Here is a 19931-nt window from a genome sequence, read left to right as displayed (position 1 = left end):
CCCTTCTGGTACACCACTTCCGCCAGCAGCTCAACCAGCAGCGCTTCCCACGGACGACGGAATCAGCTATGTCTACGAGCGGGCGTGCACCGCAGGTGATCAGAATGCGCTGGATCCCGTGACCTGCCCTGAGATGAACGCCCAGTGCGATGCCCAGGACGATGGGATTCTCGTCAACTGGATCGCGGTGGACAACAACGTCCAGCCAGCGACCCAGACACCGACGGGCCGCTCGTCCTGCATGTACCAGGGCGAGCCGCTCGAGCCGCCCGTCAAGGGTGCTGCAGCACCAGAGGAGGCGCCCATTGTCATCACCCTCGCTGAGTTCCAGAAGCAGCCGGTCCTTGCCTCCGTGATCATCTCCCAGCCGTCGAACTTCGGTCTGAGGAACGCGCATTCGAACATCTACGCAGAGGCGCGCGAGCAGGAGTTCACCTTCGAGTTCCAGGACGCCACCATCGTGCTGAAGGCCCGACCCGTCGCGTACCAGTGGAACTACGGGGATGGCACGAGCGCGACGACCACTTCGCCGGGCGGTCCGGTGCAGGGTGACGCCTTCGACACCGAGACGCCCACGAGTCATCAGTACGCCCAGACGGGGGACTTCGACCTCACGTTGACCACGTTCTTCGCCGGCGACTATTCCGTGGACGGCGGGCCGTTCCAGCCGGTTGCCGGTGAGGCCGCAGTCGTCTCGGTGCCGCACCTGATGAGCATCTGGCGCACGCAGGGGCACAACGTGAGCCAGAACTGCATCGAGAACCCGACCGGCATCGGCTGCGAGGCGCCTACCCGCTGAGGTCAGAAGGGTGGTGGGTCCGAGGCGGTCGTATAGGTCCTGCCGGCGGGTGAGGTAGCGGTGATGGTGCCGGGAGTGGGCTGGGTGTAGTGCCAGATGCCTTCGGTTTTCAGCATGTGATGCTTGCGGCAGAGGTGGGACAGGTTGTTGTGGGCTGTTGTGCCGTGGTGGGACCAAGGGGTGGTGTGATCGAGTTCGCAACGTGAGGCGGGGGTGTTGCAGCCGGGATGTCGGCAGGTGCGGTCGCGGACGCGTAACCATTTTTTGAGGTCCGCGGGTACGGCGTAGGTGGTGCGTCCGACGCTGAGGACGGCTCCGGTTTCGGGGTGTGTGAGAAGCCGGGTGAAAGAAGGGGCGTGGGCTGCGAGGTGGCGGGCCGTGTCCGCGGGGATGGGCCCGTAGCCTTCGAGGTCCGCGGGTGCATCGTCGAGGCCGAGCAGGGTCAGGACCGGGACGGTGACGTTGATGTGGGCCTGTACCCGGTACACGTCCTCATTGCCATCTCCCGTGTCGGCGGGGCCGTACCTGCCGAGGAGCAGGTCGGTGAGGATGTCGGTGCGTAATTGGGGCAGGGTGCGGTGTTCGGCAGGTGTTTGCAGGGCCCGGGCGGTGGTGGTGAGGCGGGTGTCGATGGCCGTGGCGTCGGTGATGGGGAGGTGGATGTGCAGCCAGGCCATCGCGTCATCGGCGGGTTCGAGATCCACGCGGCGGTCCTGGACAGCGGTGCGGGCGCGGTCCTGGAGGCTGGTGGGATGGAGTTGGGTACGTAGTTTCCGGGCGCGGTGGGCCAGGCGGGGGACGGCGGTATCGGCTGCGATGGGCAGCAGTGCTTCTTCCATGGCGGCTGCGGCGCCGGAGGGCAGGGCGGCGTATTCGTAGAGGAGGGTTGTGGCGTGAGCCCAGGAGATGGTGCCTGCATGCAGGGCGTCCAGGGTTTTGGGGTGGTACTGGACCAGCAGCACGGAGTGCTGGACGAGTCGGTGGGCGGTGCGTTCGGAGATGCGGAGGAGGCAGGCAATTTCGCTTGCGGTGGTCGTGTCGGCGAGATTGGTGTGCCGGTGGGGTGCGTAGGAGCCCTGGAGGATGCGTTCTGTGAAGAGTTCGCGCAGTTCGGTGGCGGCGCGGGCGATGTCGGCGTCGATCCGTGCTTTCTCGGCGCTCAGTTCGGTGATCCGGGAGGATATCCGCTGCATTTCCATCAATTGCTCGAACGGGGTCCGCATACTCCTATTATCCCGTTCACCACCGACATTATCGGGTGGGTCGGAAGTAAGTGGATATCAGGTCGAAATGGGGTTGAAAGCGAGCCAGGGGTCGTCGGATAACCGGCACCGGGGAATACCCGTCGGGACCTCTGGCATCATCCGGCCACGGAATTCCCGAGACCGCGAATCGCCCGCCACCCCTGTCCGCCGAGCCGCCGAGCGATAGACTGAAGCCATGACTATGCCCGCAGATCCCTTCGCAAACGATCCCCTCGATACCGGCGGCTCCACGGCGACCATCGAACGTGAGGAAGTACGCCAGGAAGTCGAGCCAGGCGACTCGGAGCGCTTCGCGCACTACGTGCGCAAGGAGAAGATCATGGAGTCGGCCTTCACCGGTGAGCCCGTGATCGCGCTCTGCGGCAAGGTCTGGACCCCGGGACGCGATCCCGAGAAGTTCCCGGTCTGCCCGGAATGCAAGGAGATCTACAACGGCCTCCGCCCGGGCGACGACAAACCGAAAGGCTGACCACCCGCCGTCCTCAGGGCGGCGATAAGGCAGGCGAGCCCCGGCCCCGCGAGCAACAGCGCATGTCGGGGCTTCCGTCGTTCTTGCCCCGCAGGACCCAGCGCGTAGGCGGACCCCGCGGGGCCGGATCCCCGGCTCCAGCCCAGCAGAACACAAGGTGCCATGAAGAAGACCGTGAAGAAGGCCACCAGGGCGATGTCGCCCGAATTGCGCCCGCTCATCATCGGGATCCTCGCGATCATCACGTGCGCAGCTTTCGAGGCGATGGCAGTCGTCACCGCCATGCCCTCGGTGGCGCGGGAACTGTCCGGCGAGTCGAGCTATGGGCTCGCGTTCTCCATGTACCTGACGGCCTCGCTGCTGGGCACCGTCGTCGCCGGCTCGTGGTGTGACCGGAAGGGGCCCCGGCCCGCCCTCGCCGTCGGGCTGTCCCTCATGATCCTCGGACTGCTCGCAGCAGGAGCGGCGCCGGACTTCTGGCTCGTCACGGTCGGCCGCGCGGTGTCCGGGCTCGGCGGCGGCTTCATGATCGTGGCGGTCTACGTCGTGATCGGCAGGGCCTTCCCCCAGCGCGTGCAGCCTGTGGTGTTCGGGTGGCTGGCGGCCGCCTGGGTGGTACCGGGGCTCATCGGTCCGGTGATCGCGGGCTTCGTGACGGAGCAGTTCGGCTGGCGCTGGGTGTTCCTCGGCGTGTCACCCATCGTGCTTGCCGCCGTCGTCATCGTGTGGCCGAAGACGAGGGGCATCGGGCCGATCGAGTCGCCCGAGGCCGGTTCCGCTGCGGCGCGCGTGGTGCGGGGCTTCGCGCTCGCCGGTGGAGTCTTCGCCGCGCAGTGGGCTGTCGTCCGGCTCGCCGACACAGAGAGTCCGAGTGCCGCAACGGTGACCGGCCTCGTGCTGCTGGCGGCCGCCGGGATCGTCGTCGTCCTCATCGTCCTGCCGGCGCTCCTGCCGAAAGGCACCCTGGTCCTCGCGCGCGGATTGCCCAGCATCATCGCCACCCGCGGGATCGTGAATGTCGCGTTCTTCGGGGTCGAGGCCTTCATCCCGCTCATGCTGGTCAGTTCCCGCGGCATCGATCCCGGAACCGCCGGCCTGACCCTGAGCGCAGCGGCGCTCGGCTGGAGTGCGGGGTCCTTCGTCCAGGCGCGGGTGACATTCGGCCGCCAGTGGCTGCTCGTCGCCGGATCGTCCGTACTGTCGCTGTCGCTCGGCGGATTCGTCCTCGCCACGGCCGTCGAAGCTCCCCTCTGGGTCCTGGTCGCGGCGTGGGGCGTGGCGGGGTCGGCCATGGGCATGGCGCTCTCGAGCGCGTCCGTCCTGGTGCTGAAGCTCTCGGCGGAGAGTGAGCAGGGACGTAATTCCGCGGCGCTCCAGATCTCCGACCAGCTCGGCGGGGTCGTGGGGACAGCGGGCGCGGGAGCCCTCTTCGCCCTCCTGCACGACCCCTCCAACCCGGGACACGTGCCGACCTTTGTTGCGATCTGGCTGGCTCTGTGGGTGTTCACGACAGCAGGTATAGTTTCGGGTCTGAGAGGGGCCAGGTTCTCTGATGCCGGCCCCGGCCTCACCCCCAGCAAGTCAATGGAAGGTACTGTCCCGGCGTGAGTAGTGACACCCTGTTCGGTGCCGGCGCAGCCCTGCCCCCCGCATATCCGGAGCGCGCAGCATGGGGGACCGCCCCCAAGCTGCGCCAGTGGCAGAGCGAAGCGCTGGAGAAGTATTTCCGGGAATCACCGAGCGACTTCCTCGCCGTGGCGACCCCCGGTGCCGGCAAGACGACCTTCGCCCTGAGGGTGGCCACGGAGCTCGTGGACCGCGGCATCGTCAACCGGATCACCGTCGTAGCCCCGACGGACCACCTCAAGCGCCAGTGGGCCGACGCCGCTGCGCGGGTGGGCCTCGCGATCGACCCCAACTTCAAGAACGCGGACGGCCGCCACGGCGGGGCCTTCATCGGCGTCGCCGTGACGTACGCGCAGGTCGCCAGCAAGCCGATGCTGCATCGCGCCAAGACCGAAGCCGCCCGCACCCTCGTGATCCTCGATGAGATCCACCACGGCGGTGACGCGCTGTCCTGGGGTGACGGCATCCGGGAGGCCTTCGAACCGGCCGCGCGGCGCCTCGCGCTCACCGGGACGCCTTTCCGCTCCGACACGGCGGCCATCCCCTTCGTCGAGTACGCCGAGGACCGCGACGGCATCCGCCGCTCGCGGGCCGACTACACCTACGGCTACGGCCAGGCACTCCGGGACCACGTGGTGCGCCCGGTCATGTTCATGGCCTACTCCGGCCAGATGCGCTGGCGCACCAGCGGCGGCGAGGAGATGGCCGCGTCGCTCGGCGAGGCCGCGGTCACCAAGGACATCACGGCGCAGGCCTGGCGGACGGCGCTCAACCCCGCCGGTGAGTGGATCCCCGCGGTCCTCGCCGCTGCCGACAAGCGGCTCACCGAGGTGCGGCGCACCGTGCACGACGCCGGTGGCCTCGTGATCGCGACGGACCACGACGACGCCCGCGCCTACGCCGGCCAGCTCAGGCGGATCACGGGGGAGTCCCCGACGGTCATCCTCTCGGACGACGCGAAGGCGTCCTCGAAGATCGAGGAGTTCTCCGAGGGCGACAAGCGGTGGATGGTAGCCGTCCGCATGGTGTCCGAGGGCGTCGACGTCCCGCGCCTCGCCGTCGGCGTCTATGCGACGTCGACCGCGACGCCGCTGTTCTTCGCGCAGGCCGTCGGCCGTTACGTCCGCGCACGACGACGCGGGGAGACGGCGTCGATCTTCCTGCCCTCGGTGCCCAACCTCATGGCGCTTGCCAACCAGCTCGAACTCGAACGCGACCACGCGCTCGACCGTCCCGAGAAGGACGACGAGGGGTTCGGCCTCGAGGACGGCCTCATGGAGGCGGCGAACCGCGAGGACAAGGCGTCGGACTCCCTGACCAAGCAAAAGTTCGAGGCCCTCGAGTCGCAGGCCTCCTTCGACCGGGTCCTGTTCGACGGCGGCGAGTTCGGCACCGGCGGCGAGATGGGCAGCGAGGAGGAACTCGACTTCCTCGGGATCCCTGGGCTGCTCGATGCCGATCAGGTGGGCCAGCTCCTGCGCCAGCGCCAGCAGGAACAGCAGTCCCGACGGAAGGCCAGGCCGATGGCGGCGCCTGCCGCCGAACCGGCAGTGGTGGACCACCGCCAGCTCACGGAACTGCGCGGGCAGCTCGCCAAGAACGTCTCGGCCTGGGCGGCCCGCACCGGCATGCCGCACGGCCAGGTCCACACCGAGCTGCGCCGCCAGTGCGGCGGACCGGCCGTGGCGCAGGCCAACGAGGACCAGCTCCAGCGGCGGCTGCAGAAGCTGCAGGACTGGTTCATCGGAAAGAAGTAGCAGGATCACACGAAAAAGGCCGGGCTGGGAGACCAGCCCGGCCTTTCGTCGTCCGGAGAGCTAGCGCACGAGCTCAACGCCCGCGGACTCCAGTTCCTCCAGCGCGTCCTCGGACCTGTCCTCGTGCACGCCCCGGGTGAGGTCGGCCATCACGGTGACCGAGTACCCGGCCTGCAGCGCGTCCAGGGCCGTGGCGCGGACGCAGTAATCGGTGGCGAGACCGGCGATGACGACATCGTCGACCTCGTGGTCGCGCAGCCAGTCGTCGAGGGTCAAGGGGTCCTCGTCGACGTCCACTGCTCCGCCGCCGAGCTTCTGCTCGCCCGTCGGCACTTCGTCGTCGGGCGCCTTGACGCCCTCGAAACCGGAGTATGCGGCCTCGAACTGTCCCTTGCGGAACACGGCGTCGATGCTCTCGGTGTCGAGGTCGCGGTGGAAGTCCGAGCCCTTCGTGTCGGCGACGCAGTGGACGGGCCAGGAGTCGATGAAGTCAGGGGTCTCGGAGAAGTGGCTGCCCGGGTCGATGTGCCAGTCCTGGGTGGCGACGATGTAGTCGTACGAGCCGGCATGCTCGTCGATGTGCTCGCTGATGTCGGCCGCCACCTGGGCTCCGCCCCGGACGGCGAGCGAGCCGCCCTCGCAGAAGTCGTTCTGCACATCCACGATGATCAGTGCGCGCGTCATGGTGCCTCCTCGTACTCGGTGGGGATGACTGGTTCGCCGCGCTGCAGGCGCCGGACGGCTCCGGGCAGCTCCGCGAGAGACTGGCGGTGGCGCTCGGCGGCGCGGACGACGCCCTCGGGCCCGGTCCACCCGGGCAGCACGACCCCGTCCAGGACGAACTCGTGCATCAGCGGCCGGTCGTTGCCGTCGTCCGCCGGGCTGATCCCGATGCCCACGACCTCCGCCTCCGCCGTGCCGTGCTCGTCCAGGCGGCGCAGCGCGTGCTTGAGCCCTCCGACCGACGCCTTGTTCGTGGCGGCCTTGGCGACGGAGACGAAGGTGCCGTCGTCGTCCTGCCGGCTCACCAGCTTGTAGACCATGCCCGCGGTCGGCGCGCCCGAGCCGGTGACGAGGGAGGTCCCGACACCGTAGGAGTCGACGGGAGCCGCGGCGAGGAGCCCGATGGCGAACTCGTCGAGGTCCGACGTCACCACGATCTTGGTGTTGTGGTTGCCGAGGTCGTCGAGGAGCTCGCGCACCCAGCGCGCCTGGGCGACGAGGTCGCCGGAATCGAGCCGGACGGCGCCGAGCTCGGGTCCCGCTACCTCGACGGCGGTCCGCACGCCCTGTTCGACGTCGTACGTGTCCACGAGCAGCGACGTTCCGCAGCCCAGGGAGGCGACCTGAGCCTCGAAGGCGGCGCGCTCGGAGTCGTGCAGGAGCGTGAAGGAGTGGGCCGCGGTGCCCACGGTCGGGACCCCGTAGCGTCGTCCCGCCTCGAGGTTGGACGTGCTGGCGAACCCTCCGATGATGGCGGCGCGCGCTGCGGCGACGGCGGCTTCCTCGTGCGTGCGCCGCGAGCCCATCTCGATGCAGGGGCGGTCGGCGGCCGCGCCCGTCATGCGGGAGGCCGCGGAGGCGATGGCGCTGTCATGGTTGAGGATCGACAGGATGAGGGTCTCGAGGATGCACGCCTCGGCGAACGTCGATTCCACGATGAGGATCGGGGAGTTCGGGAAGTACGCCTCGCCCTCCGCATAGCCCGAGATGGAGCCGGTGAAGCGGAAGTCGGCCAGCCAGGCGAGCGTGGCGTCATCGACGATCCGGTGGTCGCTGAGGAAACCGAGCTGCACGTCGTCGAACCGGAAGGTGGCCAGCGCCTCCAGCAGGCGCCCGGTTCCAGCGACGACCCCGTAGCGCCGGCCCGCGGGGAGGCGACGGGCGAAGGCCTCGAACACCGCGCGGCGGTGCGCGGCGCCCGAATGCAGTGAGGCCTGCAGCATGGTGAGTTCGTACTGGTCCGTGAAGAGCGCACTGTTCGGCGCGTTCACCAGGGACGGCCCGGTGGCGGATGGCGGATTCGTGGTCAGGGCGTTGGTCACCCTCAAAACGATAGCCGGGCGTCCGCTGTGTGAGTACCCGCCGTCCGGGCAGGGGCCGTCCACTTAGAATGGACGGTATGACAGTAGGCTTTGCGACCGGCACCGACATCCAGGAGGAGGTGCGGACGAGCGAGAAGACGGACCTCGACCAGCCCTGGGTGGTCGTCGTGTGGAACGACCCCGTGAACCTCATGAGCTACGTGAGCTTCGTCTTCCAGACCTACTTCGGCTACAGCGAGGCCAAGGCCCGCACGCTGATGCTCGAGGTCCACGAGCAGGGCCGCTCCGCCGTCGTGTCCGGCAGCCGCGAGAAGGTCGAACAGGACACCGTGGCGCTCCACTCCTACGGGCTGTGGGCCACCTTCGAGAAAGCCGGGAGCAGCTAGGCCTCATGGCGAAACACTTCAAATCGACGCGCCGTGGCATCACCGGGGCGCTGGAGCCGGGTGAGGCGCGGCTCCTGGGCGCCCTGCTCGACGACGTCATCTCGATGCTCGAACCCGAGACGGGGCCGAGCGAGGACCCGCTGGCCGCCCTCGTCGGCATGTCCGGTGCCGACGCCGACGCCACCGCACCCGACGACTCCGCCGTCCGGCGCCTCCTGCCCGACGCAGTGCGCGGCGACGACGACGAAGCCCTGGCCTTCCGCCGTCTGACCGAGCGCTCGCTGCGGGAGCAGAAGATCGGCGCGCTGCGCAGCAGCGCCCTGCTGATCGAGTCCAGCCCCATGACGCTCAATGACGAGCAGGCCCGGCTCCTCGCGCAGGCGCTGAACGATGTCCGGCTGGTCCTCGCCGACCGGCTCCGGATCGAGACGGAGGAGGACGCCGAGCGGCTCCACGACATCGCGGACTCGAAGGACGTCGACGACGTCGAGTCCTATCTCGCCCTCGTCTACAACTTCATCACCTGGCTGCAGGAATCCCTCGTGCAGGCCATGCTGAGGGCCGCCCGGCTGGAACGCTGACATCTGCCGGGGGAGCGGGGCGCAGCGTACTTCGCGCGGCCTGTGACACAACCCACGGAACGGCGGATAGTTTTACCCGGCGACACGTCATATTCTCAGAGGATCATGAGCCCAGAGCCAGCAAACACGGACCGCAGCGAAGCGCCCATCGGAATTTTCGACTCCGGCGTCGGGGGATTGACGGTCGCGCGCGCCGTGATCGACCAGCTGCCCCACGAATCGATCATGTACGTCGGTGATACGGCTCACGGTCCGTACGGCCCCCTCCCGATCGCGCAGGTGCGTGCCCACGCGCTCGGCGTCATGGACGAGCTGGTGGACTCGGGCGTGAAGCTCCTCGTCATCGCCTGCAACTCGGCGTCGGCCGCCGTGCTCCGCGACGCGCGGGAACGCTACACGGCCCGCTACGGCATCCCCGTGATCGAGGTCATCCAGCCCGCCGTCCGCCGAGCCGTCGCGTCCACGCGATCCGGCAGGATCGGCGTCATCGGTACGACGGCGACCGTCGGATCGCGCGCCTACGACGACACGTTCGCAGCCGCTCCCCACCTCGACGTCACGTCCGTGGCGTGCCCGGCGTTCGTCGAGTTCGTGGAGGCCGGGATCACCGGCGGGCCCGCCCTGCTGCGGACGGCCGAGGAGTACCTCGCACCCCTGAAGGAAGCCGGCGTCGACACGGTGGTCCTCGGCTGCACCCACTATCCGCTGCTGACCGGCGTCATCTCCTACGTCATGGGCGATGCCGTCACCCTCGTGTCCAGCGCGGAGGAGACGGCCAAGGACGTCTACCGCGCGCTCGTCTCGCACGGCCTCGAACGGGACAGCGCGGACCCCGCAGTGCACCGTTTCATCGCGACGGGCGACGCCGGGAGCTTCGAGGTGCTGGCGCGCCGCTTCCTCGGTCCGGAGGTCCTGAGCGTGCAGCACGTGGACCACGTCGCCGCGCAGTACCCGACGGGCAGCCTCGCCCGGATCACACCCGAGATGATCGCCGCCGCCGGCTTCCCCCGCGCATGAAGCTGACCATCGTGGGATGCAGCGGGTCCTTTCCCGGGCCGCAGTCGCCGGCCTCCTGCTACCTCCTCAGTGCGCAGCACGAGGGCCGCACCTGGCGCGTCCTGCTCGATCTCGGCAACGGCTCGCTCGGTGCCCTGCAGCGGTACATGGACCTGCGCGAGATCGACGCCGTCTTCCTGTCCCACCTCCACCCCGACCACTGCATGGACCTGTGCGGACTCCACGTCGCCGTGCACTGGGATCCGTCGGGCTGGGGGCTGCCCCGCATCCCGGTCTGGGGACCGGCCGCGACCGCCGACAGGATGGCGAGCGCCTACGGGCTCGAACCCGACCCGGGCATGCGCGAGGACTTCGACTTCCAGTCCTGGCGGAACCGCGCTCCGGTGACCGTCGGTCCGTTCACGATCACCCCGTTCCAGGTCCTCCATCCCATCGAGGAGGCGTATGCGCTGCGGGTGGAGGTGACCGAAGCGGATGCGCAGGGCGCGGTCCGCACCCATGTCCTCACCTACTCGGGCGATACCGATGCATGCGACGGACTGGTGGATGCGGCCCGCGACGCGGACGTCTTCCTCTGCGAGGCCGCTTTCCACGAGGGCCGCGACGACGGCATCTCCGGGGTCCACCTCACGGGGAAACGGGCGGGGGACGTCGCGACCAGGGCGTCCGCCAAGCGACTCCTGCTGACCCACCTCCCGGTCTGGAACGACGCGAGCCTCGCCGTGAGCGAGGCACGCCAGAGCTACGACGGCCATCTCGCCGTCGCGGTCGCGGGAGTCTCGTACACGGTGTGAGTGGCGGGCCCGTGCCGGTCCGCACGCCGCGATTGCCAGCGATCTCCCATGTGCTCCCGTCTAGACTGGAAATCATGACTCCCCCGACTACACCCCTGCCGCCCTCTGCCAGCAACGCCACGCCCGTGCTGCGGGCGGATGGCAGGACGCCCGACCAGCTGCGCAACATCAGCATCACCCGCGGCTGGTCCAAGCAGGCGGAAGGCTCCGCCCTCATCGAGTTCGGCAACACGCGCGTGCTCTGCACGGCCTCCCTGACCAGCGGAGTGCCCCGCTGGCTCAAGGGCGAGGGCAAGGGCTGGGTCACCGCCGAGTACGCCATGCTGCCCCGCGCCACCAACACCCGCTCGGACCGCGAATCCGTCAAGGGCAGGATCGGCGGCAGGACGCACGAAATCTCGCGGCTGATCGGCCGCTCGCTGCGGTCGATCATCGACACGAAGGCGCTGGGGGAGAACACGATCGTGCTCGACTGCGACGTCCTGCAGGCCGACGGCGGCACCCGCACGGCAGCGATCACGGGAGCGTACGTCGCGCTCGCCGACGCCATCCGCTACGCCAAGGACAAGAAACTCATCCCGGCCTCGGCCTCCCCGCTGACGGACACGGTGGCCGCCATCAGCGTGGGGATCATCGACGGCGTCCCCATGCTCGACCTCCCGTACGTCGAGGACGTCCGCGCCGAGACGGACATGAACGTGGTCGTGACAGGGTCGGGGAAGTTCGTCGAGGTGCAGGGAACAGCGGAGGGTGCGCCCTTCGACCGGGCCGAGCTCGACGCGCTCCTGGACCTCGCACTGCTCGGCACCGCGCAGCTCGCGCAGATCCAGATCGACACCCTCCGGGACTCCTCCGGTGCCTGAGGCTCCCCGGCTGGTCCTCGCCACCCACAACGCCGGCAAGCTGCGGGAACTGCGCGAACTGCTGCGCGGCCAGGTGCCCGGGCTCGACGTCGACACGCAGGTCGTGGATGCCGCCGCAGCAGGCGCGCCGGATGTCGTCGAGAGCGGCGTGTCCTTCGAGGAGAACGCCCTGCTCAAGGCCGAGCAGACCGCACAGGCCACGGGTCTCATCGCGGTCGCGGACGACTCCGGCCTCGCCGTCGACATCCTCGGCGGAGCGCCCGGGATCTTCTCGGCCCGGTGGGCCGGGAGGCACGGCGACGACACCGCCAACCTCGAACTCCTCCTGGCGCAGCTCTCCGACATCCCGGCCGGGCGGCGGGGAGCAGCATTCGTCTGTGCTGCGGCCCTCGCGGTACCAGGTGACCCGGCCGCACGGCGTACCGAGCGGGGTGAGCTCCGGGGCTCGCTGCTGACGGCGCCCCGCGGAACCGGAGGTTTCGGGTACGATCCCATCCTCGTGCCGGAAGGGCTCGACCGGAGCTGCGCCGAACTCGCGCCCGACGAGAAGAACGCCATCAGCCACCGCGGTATCGCGTTCCGGGCACTGCTTCCGCACCTCATCGACGCGCTCTCCTGACCGCACCGCTGCGGACCCGGCGTCGCCGCCGGGCCCGCAGGCACGAACCACCGAAGACAAGCCAGTACCGAACGTCCAGCAGGACACACCATGAGAGGGACGGGTACCACCGTGAGCATCATCCAGACAGTCCAGGCGATCCAGGTCGCAACGGCGACCACGACGTCGGACGGCTCCGCCCTCGGCAGTGTCACGGACTGGGCCGTGAACCTGATGGAGACCATCGGCGCTCCCGGTGCGGGCCTCGCCATCGCCCTCGAGAACCTCTTCCCCCCGCTCCCGAGCGAGGTCATCCTGCCCCTCGCCGGCTTCACAGCGAGTCGCGGCAACTTCTCGCTGTTCGAGGCCATTCTGTGGACCACCCTGGGCTCGGTCGTCGGCGCGTACGCGCTGTACCTCCTCGGCGCATGGCTCGGGCGCGACCGCATGCGGCGGCTCGTCTCCAGGGTGCCCCTCATCGACATCGAGGACGTCGACAAGGTCGAGGCGTGGTTCAACCGGCACGGCTACCGGGCCGTGTTCTTCGGGAGGATGATCCCGCTCTTCCGGAGCCTCATCTCGATCCCGGCCGGGATCGAGCGCATGCCGGTGGGCAAGTTCCTGCTGCTCACCACGGCGGGCAGCCTGATGTGGAACACCATCTTCGTCCTGGCGGGCTTCTACCTCGGCGAGAACTGGCACGTCGTCGAGCAGTACGCAAACACCTTCCAGAAGATCGTGATCGTCGCCGTCGTCCTGTTCGCCGCCTACTTCGTCTTCTCCAAGATCCGCAAGCACCGGGCGAAGAAAAGGGTGCAGTGACCGGAACGCCCGGAACGCAGGACCCGCTGGTGCGGGTCTGGCCGCTGTTCGGCCTGGTCATCACCACACCCCGCCTCGTCCTGACGCCGGTGCGGGACGAGCACCTGCCGGGCCTGGTCGACGCGGTGCTCGACGGTGTCCATGACCCTGCGGAGATGCCCTTCAGCATCCCGTGGACCGACGCCCCGCGGGACGTCCTGGTCACCGAGACGGCGAGGCACCAGTGGCGCGTCCGTGCGGGAGTCACCGCCGCCGACTGGACACTCAACTTCGCCTTGCTCCACGAGGAGCGCGTGATCGGCGTCCAGGACCTCGCGGCCCGCTCGTTCCCGGTGCTGCGCCGCGTCCGCTCGGGCTCCTGGCTCACGCGGTCGCTCCAGGGGCAGGGCTTCGGCACGGAGATGCGTGCGGCGGCGCTGCAGTTCGCGTTCGACCACCTCGGCGCGACGTCGGCGACCTCGGAGGCCGCGGACTGGAACCGGGCATCGCTGGGGGTGTCACGCCGCCTCGGCTACCTCCCGAACGGTACCTCCCTGGTGGAAGCCCACCGCGGCGAGGTGCAGGTGCAGCAGAACGTCCTGCTCGCCCGTGAGGACTTCGTGCGGCCGGACTGGACCGCCGAAGTGCAGGGTGCCGAGGCAGCGCTCGCCTTCCTCATTCCTGGACCCGACTGACCGCTGGTCCGGATGCCTGCGCCGCGTCGTGCAGCCCCGTGCCGGACGCCGCGGGCGAGGCGAGCAGACGGGAGAGGTCGGACGCCGGGTCGAAGAGCCGTGCGTCGATCCCCAGCGAGCGCGCGGCGGCGATGTTCACGGGCGAGTCGTCGAGGAAGGTGACGAGGCCCGGTTCCACCGCGAGTTCGGTCAGCACGTGGTCGAAGACGGCGGTCGACGGCTTGACGAGCCGCAGCGACGAGCTGAAGAAGCGGTGGCGGAACAGCGGGACCCACGGCGCGGAGGCGAACTGGGACACCATGGGCGCCGGCATGTTCGAGAGCAGCGCCAGGCGCTCGCCCCGGGCGTCGAGATCCTCGAGGACATCCAGGGTCTCGAGGTTCAGGTGCGACCACTGGTTGCCGTCGAGGATGTCCAGCCACGCCGCCCTCACCGGTCCTGTGGGTTCTGCGCGGACGAGGGACCAGTACTCGTCGGAGGTGAGCGCCCCGGCGTCGAAGGCATGGCGGTGCTGCCAGTAGCCCGAGGTCGGGGCCGCCAGGTCCGGCACCCCGGTCGCCTCCGTGAGCGCCTCCCAGTCGGAGGGCGTGGGGGCGGTGGAGATCACGTTGCCGTAGTCGAAGAGGAACCACCGGCGGGAGCTGTCATCACGGGCCATGGTTCAGCGTAGGACCCCCTGCCGCCGGGCCGCGCGGGGTTCCCGGTTAACGTTGCGTGAACGCATGCAACGAGCGGCGGTAAACTGGTAGACGTGGGAATAGCGTTCACGGCCATCGACTTCGAGACTGCGAATGGCTTTCGCGGCTCCCCGTGCGCCGTCGGGCTGACCAAGGTCAGGGACGGCCGGATCGTGGAGGAAGCATCCTGGCTGATGCGTCCGCCCGTAGGGCACGACCACTTCGACTCCCGCAACATCGCCATCCACGGCATCACCTCAGGCATGGTCGAGGACGCCCCCCGCTTCGGCGAGCTGTTTCCCGAGATCGGCGGCTTCATCGGATCGGATGTCCTGGTCGCGCACAATGCGGCCTTCGACCTCGGCGTGATCCGGTCCGCACTCGAGGTGTCCGCGCTCGCGGGTCCGGCTTGGGACTACGCCTGCACCGTCGTGCTCGCTCGGAAGAGCTACTCGCTGCCCTCCTACTCGCTCCCGTTCGTCGCGGAGGCCGCGGGAGTACCGCTCCTGAACCACCACGACGCCGTCGAGGACGCGCGTGCGTGCGCCGGCATCATGATCGATATCGCCCGCCGGTACGACGCGCCGACCGTGGAGGACGCCCTCGGTTGCCACAACCTCCCGCTGTCGCGGGCGGAGCCGTACGCCCCGGGCGTGGACGAACTGTCGAAGGCGACGCGGACGGCGCTCGGGCGCGGCTCGTCGCCGACGGGCTGGTCCGGCTGGCCGGAAGAGGGCGAGAACCCGCATGCCAATGCGCAGGCGGATCCGCGGCATCCGCTCTACGGGCAGACCGTCGTCTTCACCGGGAACCTCGGCATCTCCCGTCCGCAGGCGAAGGAACGCGCCGCGAGCCTCGGAGCGCAGCCGGCGAGTGCCGTCACCCGCCGGACCACCGTACTGGTGGTGGGCGACGGCTTCGTCGCCTCGGATCTGCGCAATGGGCGCGTGACCGGCAAGGCGCGCCGCGTCCTGGAGCTCCACGAGCGGGGCCAGGCGATCGAGGTGCTCTCCGAGGCCGAGTTCCTGCAGATGACCGGCGGCCGGTGGCCCGCCGACAGCCAGTAGCGGCTCGCCCGGCTACGGGAAACGGAGCCGTATCCCGGTGAGGTCGGCCGACAGGTCGATGAGCCGTGACGCCGCGTTGCTCTCGCGCGCATGGGACTTCGCGGGCACGAGCGCCGGGCGGCCCCTGAGCTGGAACCAGCCGTCGGGCCCGCAATAGGCCCCGTTCGGGATGTCGGGGTCGACCGTCGCCCGCACGAGCGGCCAGGCGCCGTCGTCCTTGCCCTGTGCGACCGGCTCCATCACGCGCCGCCTCCACCGGGGTGCCTCCCTGTGCGTGGCGACTCCGGGCCGATCCGGCGTGAACATGCCGAGGGCGAGGCCGGGATGGGCGACCACGCCCGTCGCCGCGCTGCCGGTCAGTTGGAGGCGCCGCGCGAGTTCGAAGCCGAACGCCATCACAGCGAGCTTCGACGTCGCGTAGGCGCTCGCATTGCGGTACGACGACGGCTGGAGGGACGACGGCGTCAGGCGCGCCCAGCGGTGGCTGATGCTGCCGAGATGGACGATCCTCGTCCCGGCGGCGCTCAGCTCCGGCAGGAGGAGTGCGATCAGAGCGTAGTGGCCCAGGTGGTTGGTGCCGAACTGCAACTCGAAACCGTCCGCGGTCGAACGCCGCTGCGGCGATCCGACCACTCCTGCGTTGGCGAGCAGTCCGGACAGGGGTGGGCCCGCCGCGATCGTTTCTGCGGCCGCCCGGACCGACGCCAGGTCGGCCAGGTCGAGGGGCTGGAACGTGACGTCGGCCTCGGGATACCGGCTGCGGATGGCCCTGATGGCGCGCCGTGCCCTGTCCTCGTTGCGCGCTGCCAGAAGAACGGCCGCACCGGCGCCGGCGAGCTGTTCGCAGGCGAAGTAGCCGAGCCCGGCGGTGCCGCCCGTCGCGAGGATGCGCCGGCCGGACAGCAAGGGGAGGTCGGCGGGATTCCACATGGGCTCCAGCGTAGGCCGTCCCCGAGGCCCGGCCGCGCCCTCGATTCCCACCGTTCCGGCTGCGGCGGTATGCCGGTGTTCGGGAGCCCGGGTCAGGAGCCCGTGGTCGCGGCGAGCAGGGTGCGCGCCATCGTGCGGACGACCTCGGTCACCCCGGGTGCGGTCAGGTAGGCGGGTGGAAGGGCCGGAGTGCCATGGAGCGCACCGACGATGCCTCCCGCGAGCGACGCGGTGATGACGGGAGACGCATCGGGTCGGCCCGCGGCGGCGGCGTGGGCCAGCGCTGCCGCCAGGTGCTCCCCGGGGGACGAGCCCGCGGTCTCGCGCACGGCCTGCAGGGCAGCCTCGAAGGTTCCCGCCGCCGTCGTCCCCCCGGCCGTTGTTCCCCCGGCCGTCGTCCCACCGGGTGGCGTCCCGCCGGCAGCCTGCGACGGTACCGCGCCTCCGGCCGAGACGCCCGCGGCGGCGTCGTGCCCCGCCTCCTTCGCCAGGTGGTTCTCCTCCCGGCGCACGGCACGAACGGCCTCATCGAGGTCGCGGCCCTCGATGGCGAGGGAACGGATGATGCCGCTGAACAGGGCTGCCGTACCCTTCGCGGCGGGGGAACCGTGCGTCAGGGCAGCGGCATCGACGGTGAGGCGCTCGACCATGCCCGCCGGGATGCGGGGGACCAGGCCGAACGGGGCCGATCGCATCAGCGCCCCGGGTCCCTGGGCGTCGGGATTCAGCGGCCGGGCCTGCGTTCCCATCGCGCCGGTGAGCAGGGCGCGTACGGTGTCGGCATCGGCGTCGTGCACGGCCAGGAGGTCGTCCTGTCGATCCAGCCACCTCGCCGGCGGCGCAGGTGCGGCGGGTGGAAGGTGCTCGCCCTGCCGCACGAGCCAGCGGAGGTAGGCGAGCCACAGGCACGCCGTCTCGTCGGCGGCGACCCCGTCGTTCGCCCACTCGAGTGCCTCGACGAGGCCGTCGACGGTGTACAGGGTGAGCTGGGTCGCGGCGGACACGGCCATCGCTGCTGGGTCGTCGAGGGCGGCGGCCGGATCGTCGCCCGCCGCATAGAGCACGCCGTACGCGTCACCCGCCATCGTGCCGAGGAGGCAGCCGAGGACCCTGTCCTCGTACACGTCCGCCGGGGTGTCCCCGGTGCCGGAGCCGGTGCTGGAGTCGGTAGTGGAGCCGGTGCTGCTGTCAGTCGTCACCTCTCCAGTCTAGGGAGGGGTTGCCCGCCCGCCGGCACCGCTCTCCGCGCGCACTGCTTCTCCGCGCACTGCTCCTCCCAGCCGGCATGCAGGCTAGGATGGAAGGCTTGTCGGCGGCCCGGTGCACCACCGGACAGTCTCCCAGGCACGACCGAAGGATTGCGTACTCATGACCCCCACCACGACGGCCGGAGCGACGGCAGACACCGCTTCCACGACCACGTACGACGACGCGGTGCGTGCCCCCGGGCTCGCGGCACGCTCGATCGCCGAGGGGACCGGCTCGTTCCTCGTCATCCTCGCCGGGCTCGGCGCGACGATGCTGGCCACGGAGACGGCCCTGCAGCCCGCGCTCGTCTTCGGCTTCGCCGTCGTCGCCGCGATGATCGCCTTCGGCTACGTGTCCGGAGGCCATTTCAACCCGGCCATCACCGTGGGCTCCGCCGTCGCCGGACGGACCGACTGGAAGTCGGTGGCCCCGTACGTCGTGGCGCAGGTACTCGGAGCCGTCGCCGCCTCGGGACTGATCTGGCTGGTGCTCAGCGCCAACGCGCAGCTCACCAACATCCAGGGGTTCTTCAGTTCGGCCTCCAACGGTTTCGGCGAGCACTCCGCCGCCCAGTTCCCCCTGACCAGCGCCTTCCTGCTCGAGGTCGTCGCGTCGGCACTCCTCGTCGCCGTGTTCCTCGGGGCGGGCTCGCCCCGCGCGAGGCGCGACCTCGCGCCGTTCGCCGTCGGCCTGACCTACGCCGGCCTGCTCTCCTTCCTCCTGCCCGTCACCAACGGCGGCATCAATCCCGTCCGGGCCGCGGCCTCGGCGATCTTCGCAGAGACCTGGGCCCTCGAGCAGCTGTGGCTGTTCTGGGCCGCGCCGATCGTCGGAGCGCTGATCGCGGGACTGATCTTCCGCAGCGTCGATACCCGGCGTCCCGCGCGCGCCTCCACGCAGGTCCTCGCGGGGGAGGCTCCCGCCTCCGGCGACGTGATCACTCAGGAGACCGGGCAGGAGACCGGGCCGGCGGCCGCGGCCGAGCAGCCTTCCGGTGATGCCCCATCCTTCTTCGACCAGCCGGCATCGCACGGGCGCGAAGCATCGCCCGATGCTTCCGGAACGTCCGGACCGGTGCGCTAGCCCATTTCGGGGTCTGCCGCGCGCTGATCCAGAGAATGTCGGCGTGCGGCGGTAGCGTGAAAATCATGAGGATCCTCCACACCTCCGACTGGCATCTGGGACGCTCCTTCCACGGGACGGGCACCCTCGATGCCCAGCGGATCTTCCTCGACAACCTCGAGAAGACCGTGCGTGAGGAAGCCGTCGACGTCGTGGTGGTCGCCGGGGACGTCTACGACCGCGCGCTGCCCGCCGTCGACGTCGTCGCACTCTTCGACGAGGCGCTGGACCGGCTGACGGTCGCGGGTGCCCACGTGGTCATCAGCAGCGGGAACCACGACTCGGCGACCCGGCTCGGTTTCGGCGGACGCATCCTCTCCCGCGGCGGAGTCCACCTCAGGACGCGCATCGAGGACATCGGCACCCCGGTGACCTTCTCCCTCGGCGAGGATGCCGAACTCGCGATCTACGGCGTGCCCTACCTCGAGCCACGCGTCGTCGCGGAGGTCCTGAAGGCGGACGGCACCACGCACACGGCCGTGACGCGCGCCGCCCTCGACCGGATCCGCGAGGACCTCGACGACCGGCGGGCGGATCGGCGGGTCGTCTCGATCGTCCTGGCGCACACCTTCGCCGCCGGCGGGACCGGCTCGGACAGCGAGCGTGACCTCGCGATCGGCGGACTGGGGTCCGTCCCGCTCTCCCTCTTCGAGGGGTTCGACTACAGCGCCCTCGGGCACCTGCACGGCAGGCAGAAGCTCTCGGACACCGTGCGCTACTCCGGGTCGCCCCTCGCGTACTCCTTCTCCGAGGTGAACCAGAACAAGGGCGCCTGGCTCCTCGAGGTGACCGCCGACGGGGTGCAGAAGATCCGCGCCGTGGAGTGGCCGGCACCGCGCGAGCTCGCCGTCCTCGCCGGGACGCTCGAGGACCTGCTGAGCCGCGAGGACCTCGACTGGGCAACGGCAGCGTACTGCCACATCACCCTCACCGACAGCGAGCGCCCGGCCCGCGCGATGGAGCGCCTGAGGACCCGGTTCCCCGACACCCTCGTGCTCGCCTTCGCACCGGAGGGCGGGAACCGGGAGGACACCCGGACGTACAGCCAGCGCATCGCCGAAGCCCGGGACGATGCCGACATCTGCTGCGGCTTCCTGGAACACGTCCGCGGGCGGAAGGCCTCACCCGAGGAGCATGCCCTGGTCCGGTCGACGGTCGACGCCGCCCTGAGCCTCGCCCACGAACGCTAGG

The 19931-nt window shown here is 69.9% G+C and carries 21 protein-coding genes; 15 read left to right on the top strand and 6 right to left on the bottom strand.

The features are described 5' to 3' along the window. The first annotated feature begins 118 nt into the window (after positions 1-118). The gene (locus ACX80I_RS01985; protein WP_459343494.1) at positions 119-799 is read left to right on the top strand and encodes a PKD domain-containing protein; all 681 of its coding nucleotides are present in this window, start codon (positions 119-121) and stop codon (positions 797-799) included. A gap of 2 nt (positions 800-801) precedes the next feature. On the opposite strand, the gene ACX80I_RS01980 is transcribed toward ACX80I_RS01985, so the two are convergent. Then, complete coding sequence (locus ACX80I_RS01980; protein WP_459343493.1) at positions 802-2022, bottom strand: HNH endonuclease signature motif containing protein; 1221 nt, start codon at positions 2020-2022, stop codon at positions 802-804. Positions 2023-2239: 217 nt separating this feature from the next. Here ACX80I_RS01980 and ACX80I_RS01975 point away from each other — a divergent pair, with 217 nt between their 5' ends. The 3 genes from ACX80I_RS01975 to ACX80I_RS01965 all read left to right on the top strand — a co-directional run bounded on the left by ACX80I_RS01975 (position 2240) and on the right by ACX80I_RS01965 (position 5916). Continuing rightward, on the top strand, positions 2240-2533 hold the full coding sequence (locus ACX80I_RS01975; protein ID WP_459343492.1) for a DUF3039 domain-containing protein: 294 nt from the start codon (positions 2240-2242) through the stop codon (positions 2531-2533). Positions 2534-2695: 162 nt separating this feature from the next. Further along, on the top strand, positions 2696-4141 hold the full coding sequence (locus ACX80I_RS01970; RefSeq protein WP_459343491.1) for an MFS transporter: 1446 nt from the start codon (positions 2696-2698) through the stop codon (positions 4139-4141). Beyond that, entirely contained in the window at positions 4138-5916 is a 1779-nt protein-coding gene (locus ACX80I_RS01965) for a DEAD/DEAH box helicase (RefSeq protein ID WP_459343490.1), read from the top strand. The genes ACX80I_RS01970 and ACX80I_RS01965 overlap by 4 nt, the downstream gene beginning before the upstream one ends. Positions 5917-5976: 60 nt before the next feature. On the opposite strand, the gene ACX80I_RS01960 is transcribed toward ACX80I_RS01965, so the two are convergent. Both ACX80I_RS01960 and ACX80I_RS01955 read right to left on the bottom strand, forming a co-directional pair. Continuing rightward, positions 5977-6600: an isochorismatase family protein gene (locus ACX80I_RS01960; RefSeq protein WP_459343489.1), complete on the bottom strand. Its 624-nt coding sequence runs from the start codon at positions 6598-6600 to the stop codon at positions 5977-5979. Next, complete coding sequence (locus tag ACX80I_RS01955; RefSeq protein ID WP_459343900.1) at positions 6597-7913, bottom strand: nicotinate phosphoribosyltransferase; 1317 nt, start codon at positions 7911-7913, stop codon at positions 6597-6599. The genes ACX80I_RS01960 and ACX80I_RS01955 overlap by 4 nt, the downstream gene beginning before the upstream one ends. Before the next feature lie 125 nt (positions 7914-8038). Here ACX80I_RS01955 and clpS point away from each other — a divergent pair, with 125 nt between their 5' ends. The 8 genes from clpS (at position 8039) to ACX80I_RS01915 (ending at position 13696) form a co-directional block, all read left to right on the top strand. Then, on the top strand, positions 8039-8347 hold the full coding sequence (gene clpS / locus ACX80I_RS01950) for an ATP-dependent Clp protease adapter ClpS (protein ID WP_459343488.1): 309 nt from the start codon (positions 8039-8041) through the stop codon (positions 8345-8347). Positions 8348-8352: 5 nt separating this feature from the next. After that, positions 8353-8928 carry a DUF2017 domain-containing protein gene (locus ACX80I_RS01945; RefSeq protein WP_459343487.1) on the top strand — a complete coding sequence of 192 codons (576 nt, stop codon included), beginning with the start codon at positions 8353-8355 and terminating at the stop codon, positions 8926-8928. Between the two features lie 105 nt (positions 8929-9033). After that, positions 9034-9945 carry a glutamate racemase gene (murI, locus tag ACX80I_RS01940; RefSeq protein ID WP_459343486.1) on the top strand — a complete coding sequence of 304 codons (912 nt, stop codon included), beginning with the start codon at positions 9034-9036 and terminating at the stop codon, positions 9943-9945. Beyond that, complete coding sequence (locus tag ACX80I_RS01935) at positions 9942-10739, top strand: MBL fold metallo-hydrolase (RefSeq protein WP_459343485.1); 798 nt, start codon at positions 9942-9944, stop codon at positions 10737-10739. The genes murI and ACX80I_RS01935 overlap by 4 nt, the downstream gene beginning before the upstream one ends. 74 nt (positions 10740-10813) lie before the next feature. After that, positions 10814-11602, top strand: a complete 789-nt coding sequence (gene rph / locus ACX80I_RS01930; protein ID WP_459343484.1) for a ribonuclease PH — start codon at positions 10814-10816, stop codon at positions 11600-11602. Continuing rightward, a complete protein-coding gene (gene rdgB, locus ACX80I_RS01925) occupies positions 11595-12221 on the top strand; it encodes an RdgB/HAM1 family non-canonical purine NTP pyrophosphatase (protein ID WP_459343483.1) in 627 nt (208 codons plus the stop codon). The genes rph and rdgB overlap by 8 nt, the downstream gene beginning before the upstream one ends. Before the next feature lie 120 nt (positions 12222-12341). Beyond that, positions 12342-13022: a DedA family protein gene (locus tag ACX80I_RS01920; RefSeq protein WP_459343899.1), complete on the top strand. Its 681-nt coding sequence runs from the start codon at positions 12342-12344 to the stop codon at positions 13020-13022. Beyond that, on the top strand, positions 13019-13696 hold the full coding sequence (locus ACX80I_RS01915) for a GNAT family N-acetyltransferase (protein WP_459343482.1): 678 nt from the start codon (positions 13019-13021) through the stop codon (positions 13694-13696). The genes ACX80I_RS01920 and ACX80I_RS01915 overlap by 4 nt, the downstream gene beginning before the upstream one ends. Here the strand turns inward: ACX80I_RS01915 and ACX80I_RS01910 are convergent. Continuing rightward, on the bottom strand, positions 13677-14354 hold the full coding sequence (locus ACX80I_RS01910; RefSeq protein ID WP_459343481.1) for an HAD family hydrolase: 678 nt from the start codon (positions 14352-14354) through the stop codon (positions 13677-13679). The genes ACX80I_RS01915 and ACX80I_RS01910 overlap by 20 nt on opposite strands. Before the next feature lie 93 nt (positions 14355-14447). On the opposite strand from ACX80I_RS01910, the gene ACX80I_RS01905 reads away from it, so the two are divergent. Next, entirely contained in the window at positions 14448-15440 is a 993-nt protein-coding gene (locus ACX80I_RS01905; RefSeq protein WP_459311004.1) for an exonuclease domain-containing protein, read from the top strand. Positions 15441-15452: 12 nt separating this feature from the next. Here the strand turns inward: ACX80I_RS01905 and ACX80I_RS01900 are convergent, their stop codons facing one another. Together ACX80I_RS01900 and ACX80I_RS01895 are read right to left on the bottom strand one after the other, a co-directional pair. After that, positions 15453-16370, bottom strand: a complete 918-nt coding sequence (locus ACX80I_RS01900) for an SDR family NAD(P)-dependent oxidoreductase (protein WP_459343480.1) — start codon at positions 16368-16370, stop codon at positions 15453-15455. A 92-nt stretch (positions 16371-16462) separates the two neighbouring features. After that, positions 16463-17569 carry an ADP-ribosylglycohydrolase family protein gene (locus ACX80I_RS01895; protein ID WP_459343479.1) on the bottom strand — a complete coding sequence of 369 codons (1107 nt, stop codon included), beginning with the start codon at positions 17567-17569 and terminating at the stop codon, positions 16463-16465. 169 nt (positions 17570-17738) lie between these two features. Between ACX80I_RS01895 and ACX80I_RS01890 the strand changes: the two genes are divergently transcribed. Then, on the top strand, positions 17739-18701 hold the full coding sequence (locus tag ACX80I_RS01890) for an aquaporin (protein WP_459343478.1): 963 nt from the start codon (positions 17739-17741) through the stop codon (positions 18699-18701). Between the two features lie 65 nt (positions 18702-18766). After that, positions 18767-19930, top strand: coding sequence for an exonuclease SbcCD subunit D (locus ACX80I_RS01885; RefSeq protein WP_459343477.1), 1164 nt, complete (start codon positions 18767-18769; stop codon positions 19928-19930). The last annotated feature ends 1 nt before the right edge of the window (position 19931 follow it).

Source organism: Arthrobacter rhamnosi (assembly GCF_054510855.1).
This window is presented reverse-complemented; position numbering and strand designations above follow the sequence as displayed.

Excerpts from the sequence above, each read along its gene's own strand:
- ACX80I_RS01975 (WP_459343492.1), top strand. The coding sequence starts at position 2,240 with ATGACTATGCCCGCAGATCCCTTCGCAAACGATCCCCTCGATACCGGC.
- ACX80I_RS01960 (WP_459343489.1), bottom strand. The coding sequence starts at position 6,600 with ATGACGCGCGCACTGATCATCGTGGATGTGCAGAACGACTTCTGCGAG.
- ACX80I_RS01980 (WP_459343493.1), bottom strand. The coding sequence starts at position 2,022 with ATGCGGACCCCGTTCGAGCAATTGATGGAAATGCAGCGGATATCCTCC.
- rph (WP_459343484.1), top strand. The coding sequence starts at position 10,814 with ATGACTCCCCCGACTACACCCCTGCCGCCCTCTGCCAGCAACGCCACG.
- ACX80I_RS01935 (WP_459343485.1), top strand. The coding sequence starts at position 9,942 with ATGAAGCTGACCATCGTGGGATGCAGCGGGTCCTTTCCCGGGCCGCAG.
- ACX80I_RS01890 (WP_459343478.1), top strand. The coding sequence starts at position 17,739 with ATGACCCCCACCACGACGGCCGGAGCGACGGCAGACACCGCTTCCACG.
- ACX80I_RS01885 (WP_459343477.1), top strand. The coding sequence starts at position 18,767 with ATGAGGATCCTCCACACCTCCGACTGGCATCTGGGACGCTCCTTCCAC.
- ACX80I_RS01945 (WP_459343487.1), top strand. The coding sequence starts at position 8,353 with ATGGCGAAACACTTCAAATCGACGCGCCGTGGCATCACCGGGGCGCTG.
- murI (WP_459343486.1), top strand. The coding sequence starts at position 9,034 with ATGAGCCCAGAGCCAGCAAACACGGACCGCAGCGAAGCGCCCATCGGA.
- ACX80I_RS01900 (WP_459343480.1), bottom strand. The coding sequence starts at position 16,370 with ATGTGGAATCCCGCCGACCTCCCCTTGCTGTCCGGCCGGCGCATCCTC.
- ACX80I_RS01910 (WP_459343481.1), bottom strand. The coding sequence starts at position 14,354 with ATGGCCCGTGATGACAGCTCCCGCCGGTGGTTCCTCTTCGACTACGGC.
- clpS (WP_459343488.1), top strand. The coding sequence starts at position 8,039 with ATGACAGTAGGCTTTGCGACCGGCACCGACATCCAGGAGGAGGTGCGG.
- ACX80I_RS01970 (WP_459343491.1), top strand. The coding sequence starts at position 2,696 with ATGAAGAAGACCGTGAAGAAGGCCACCAGGGCGATGTCGCCCGAATTG.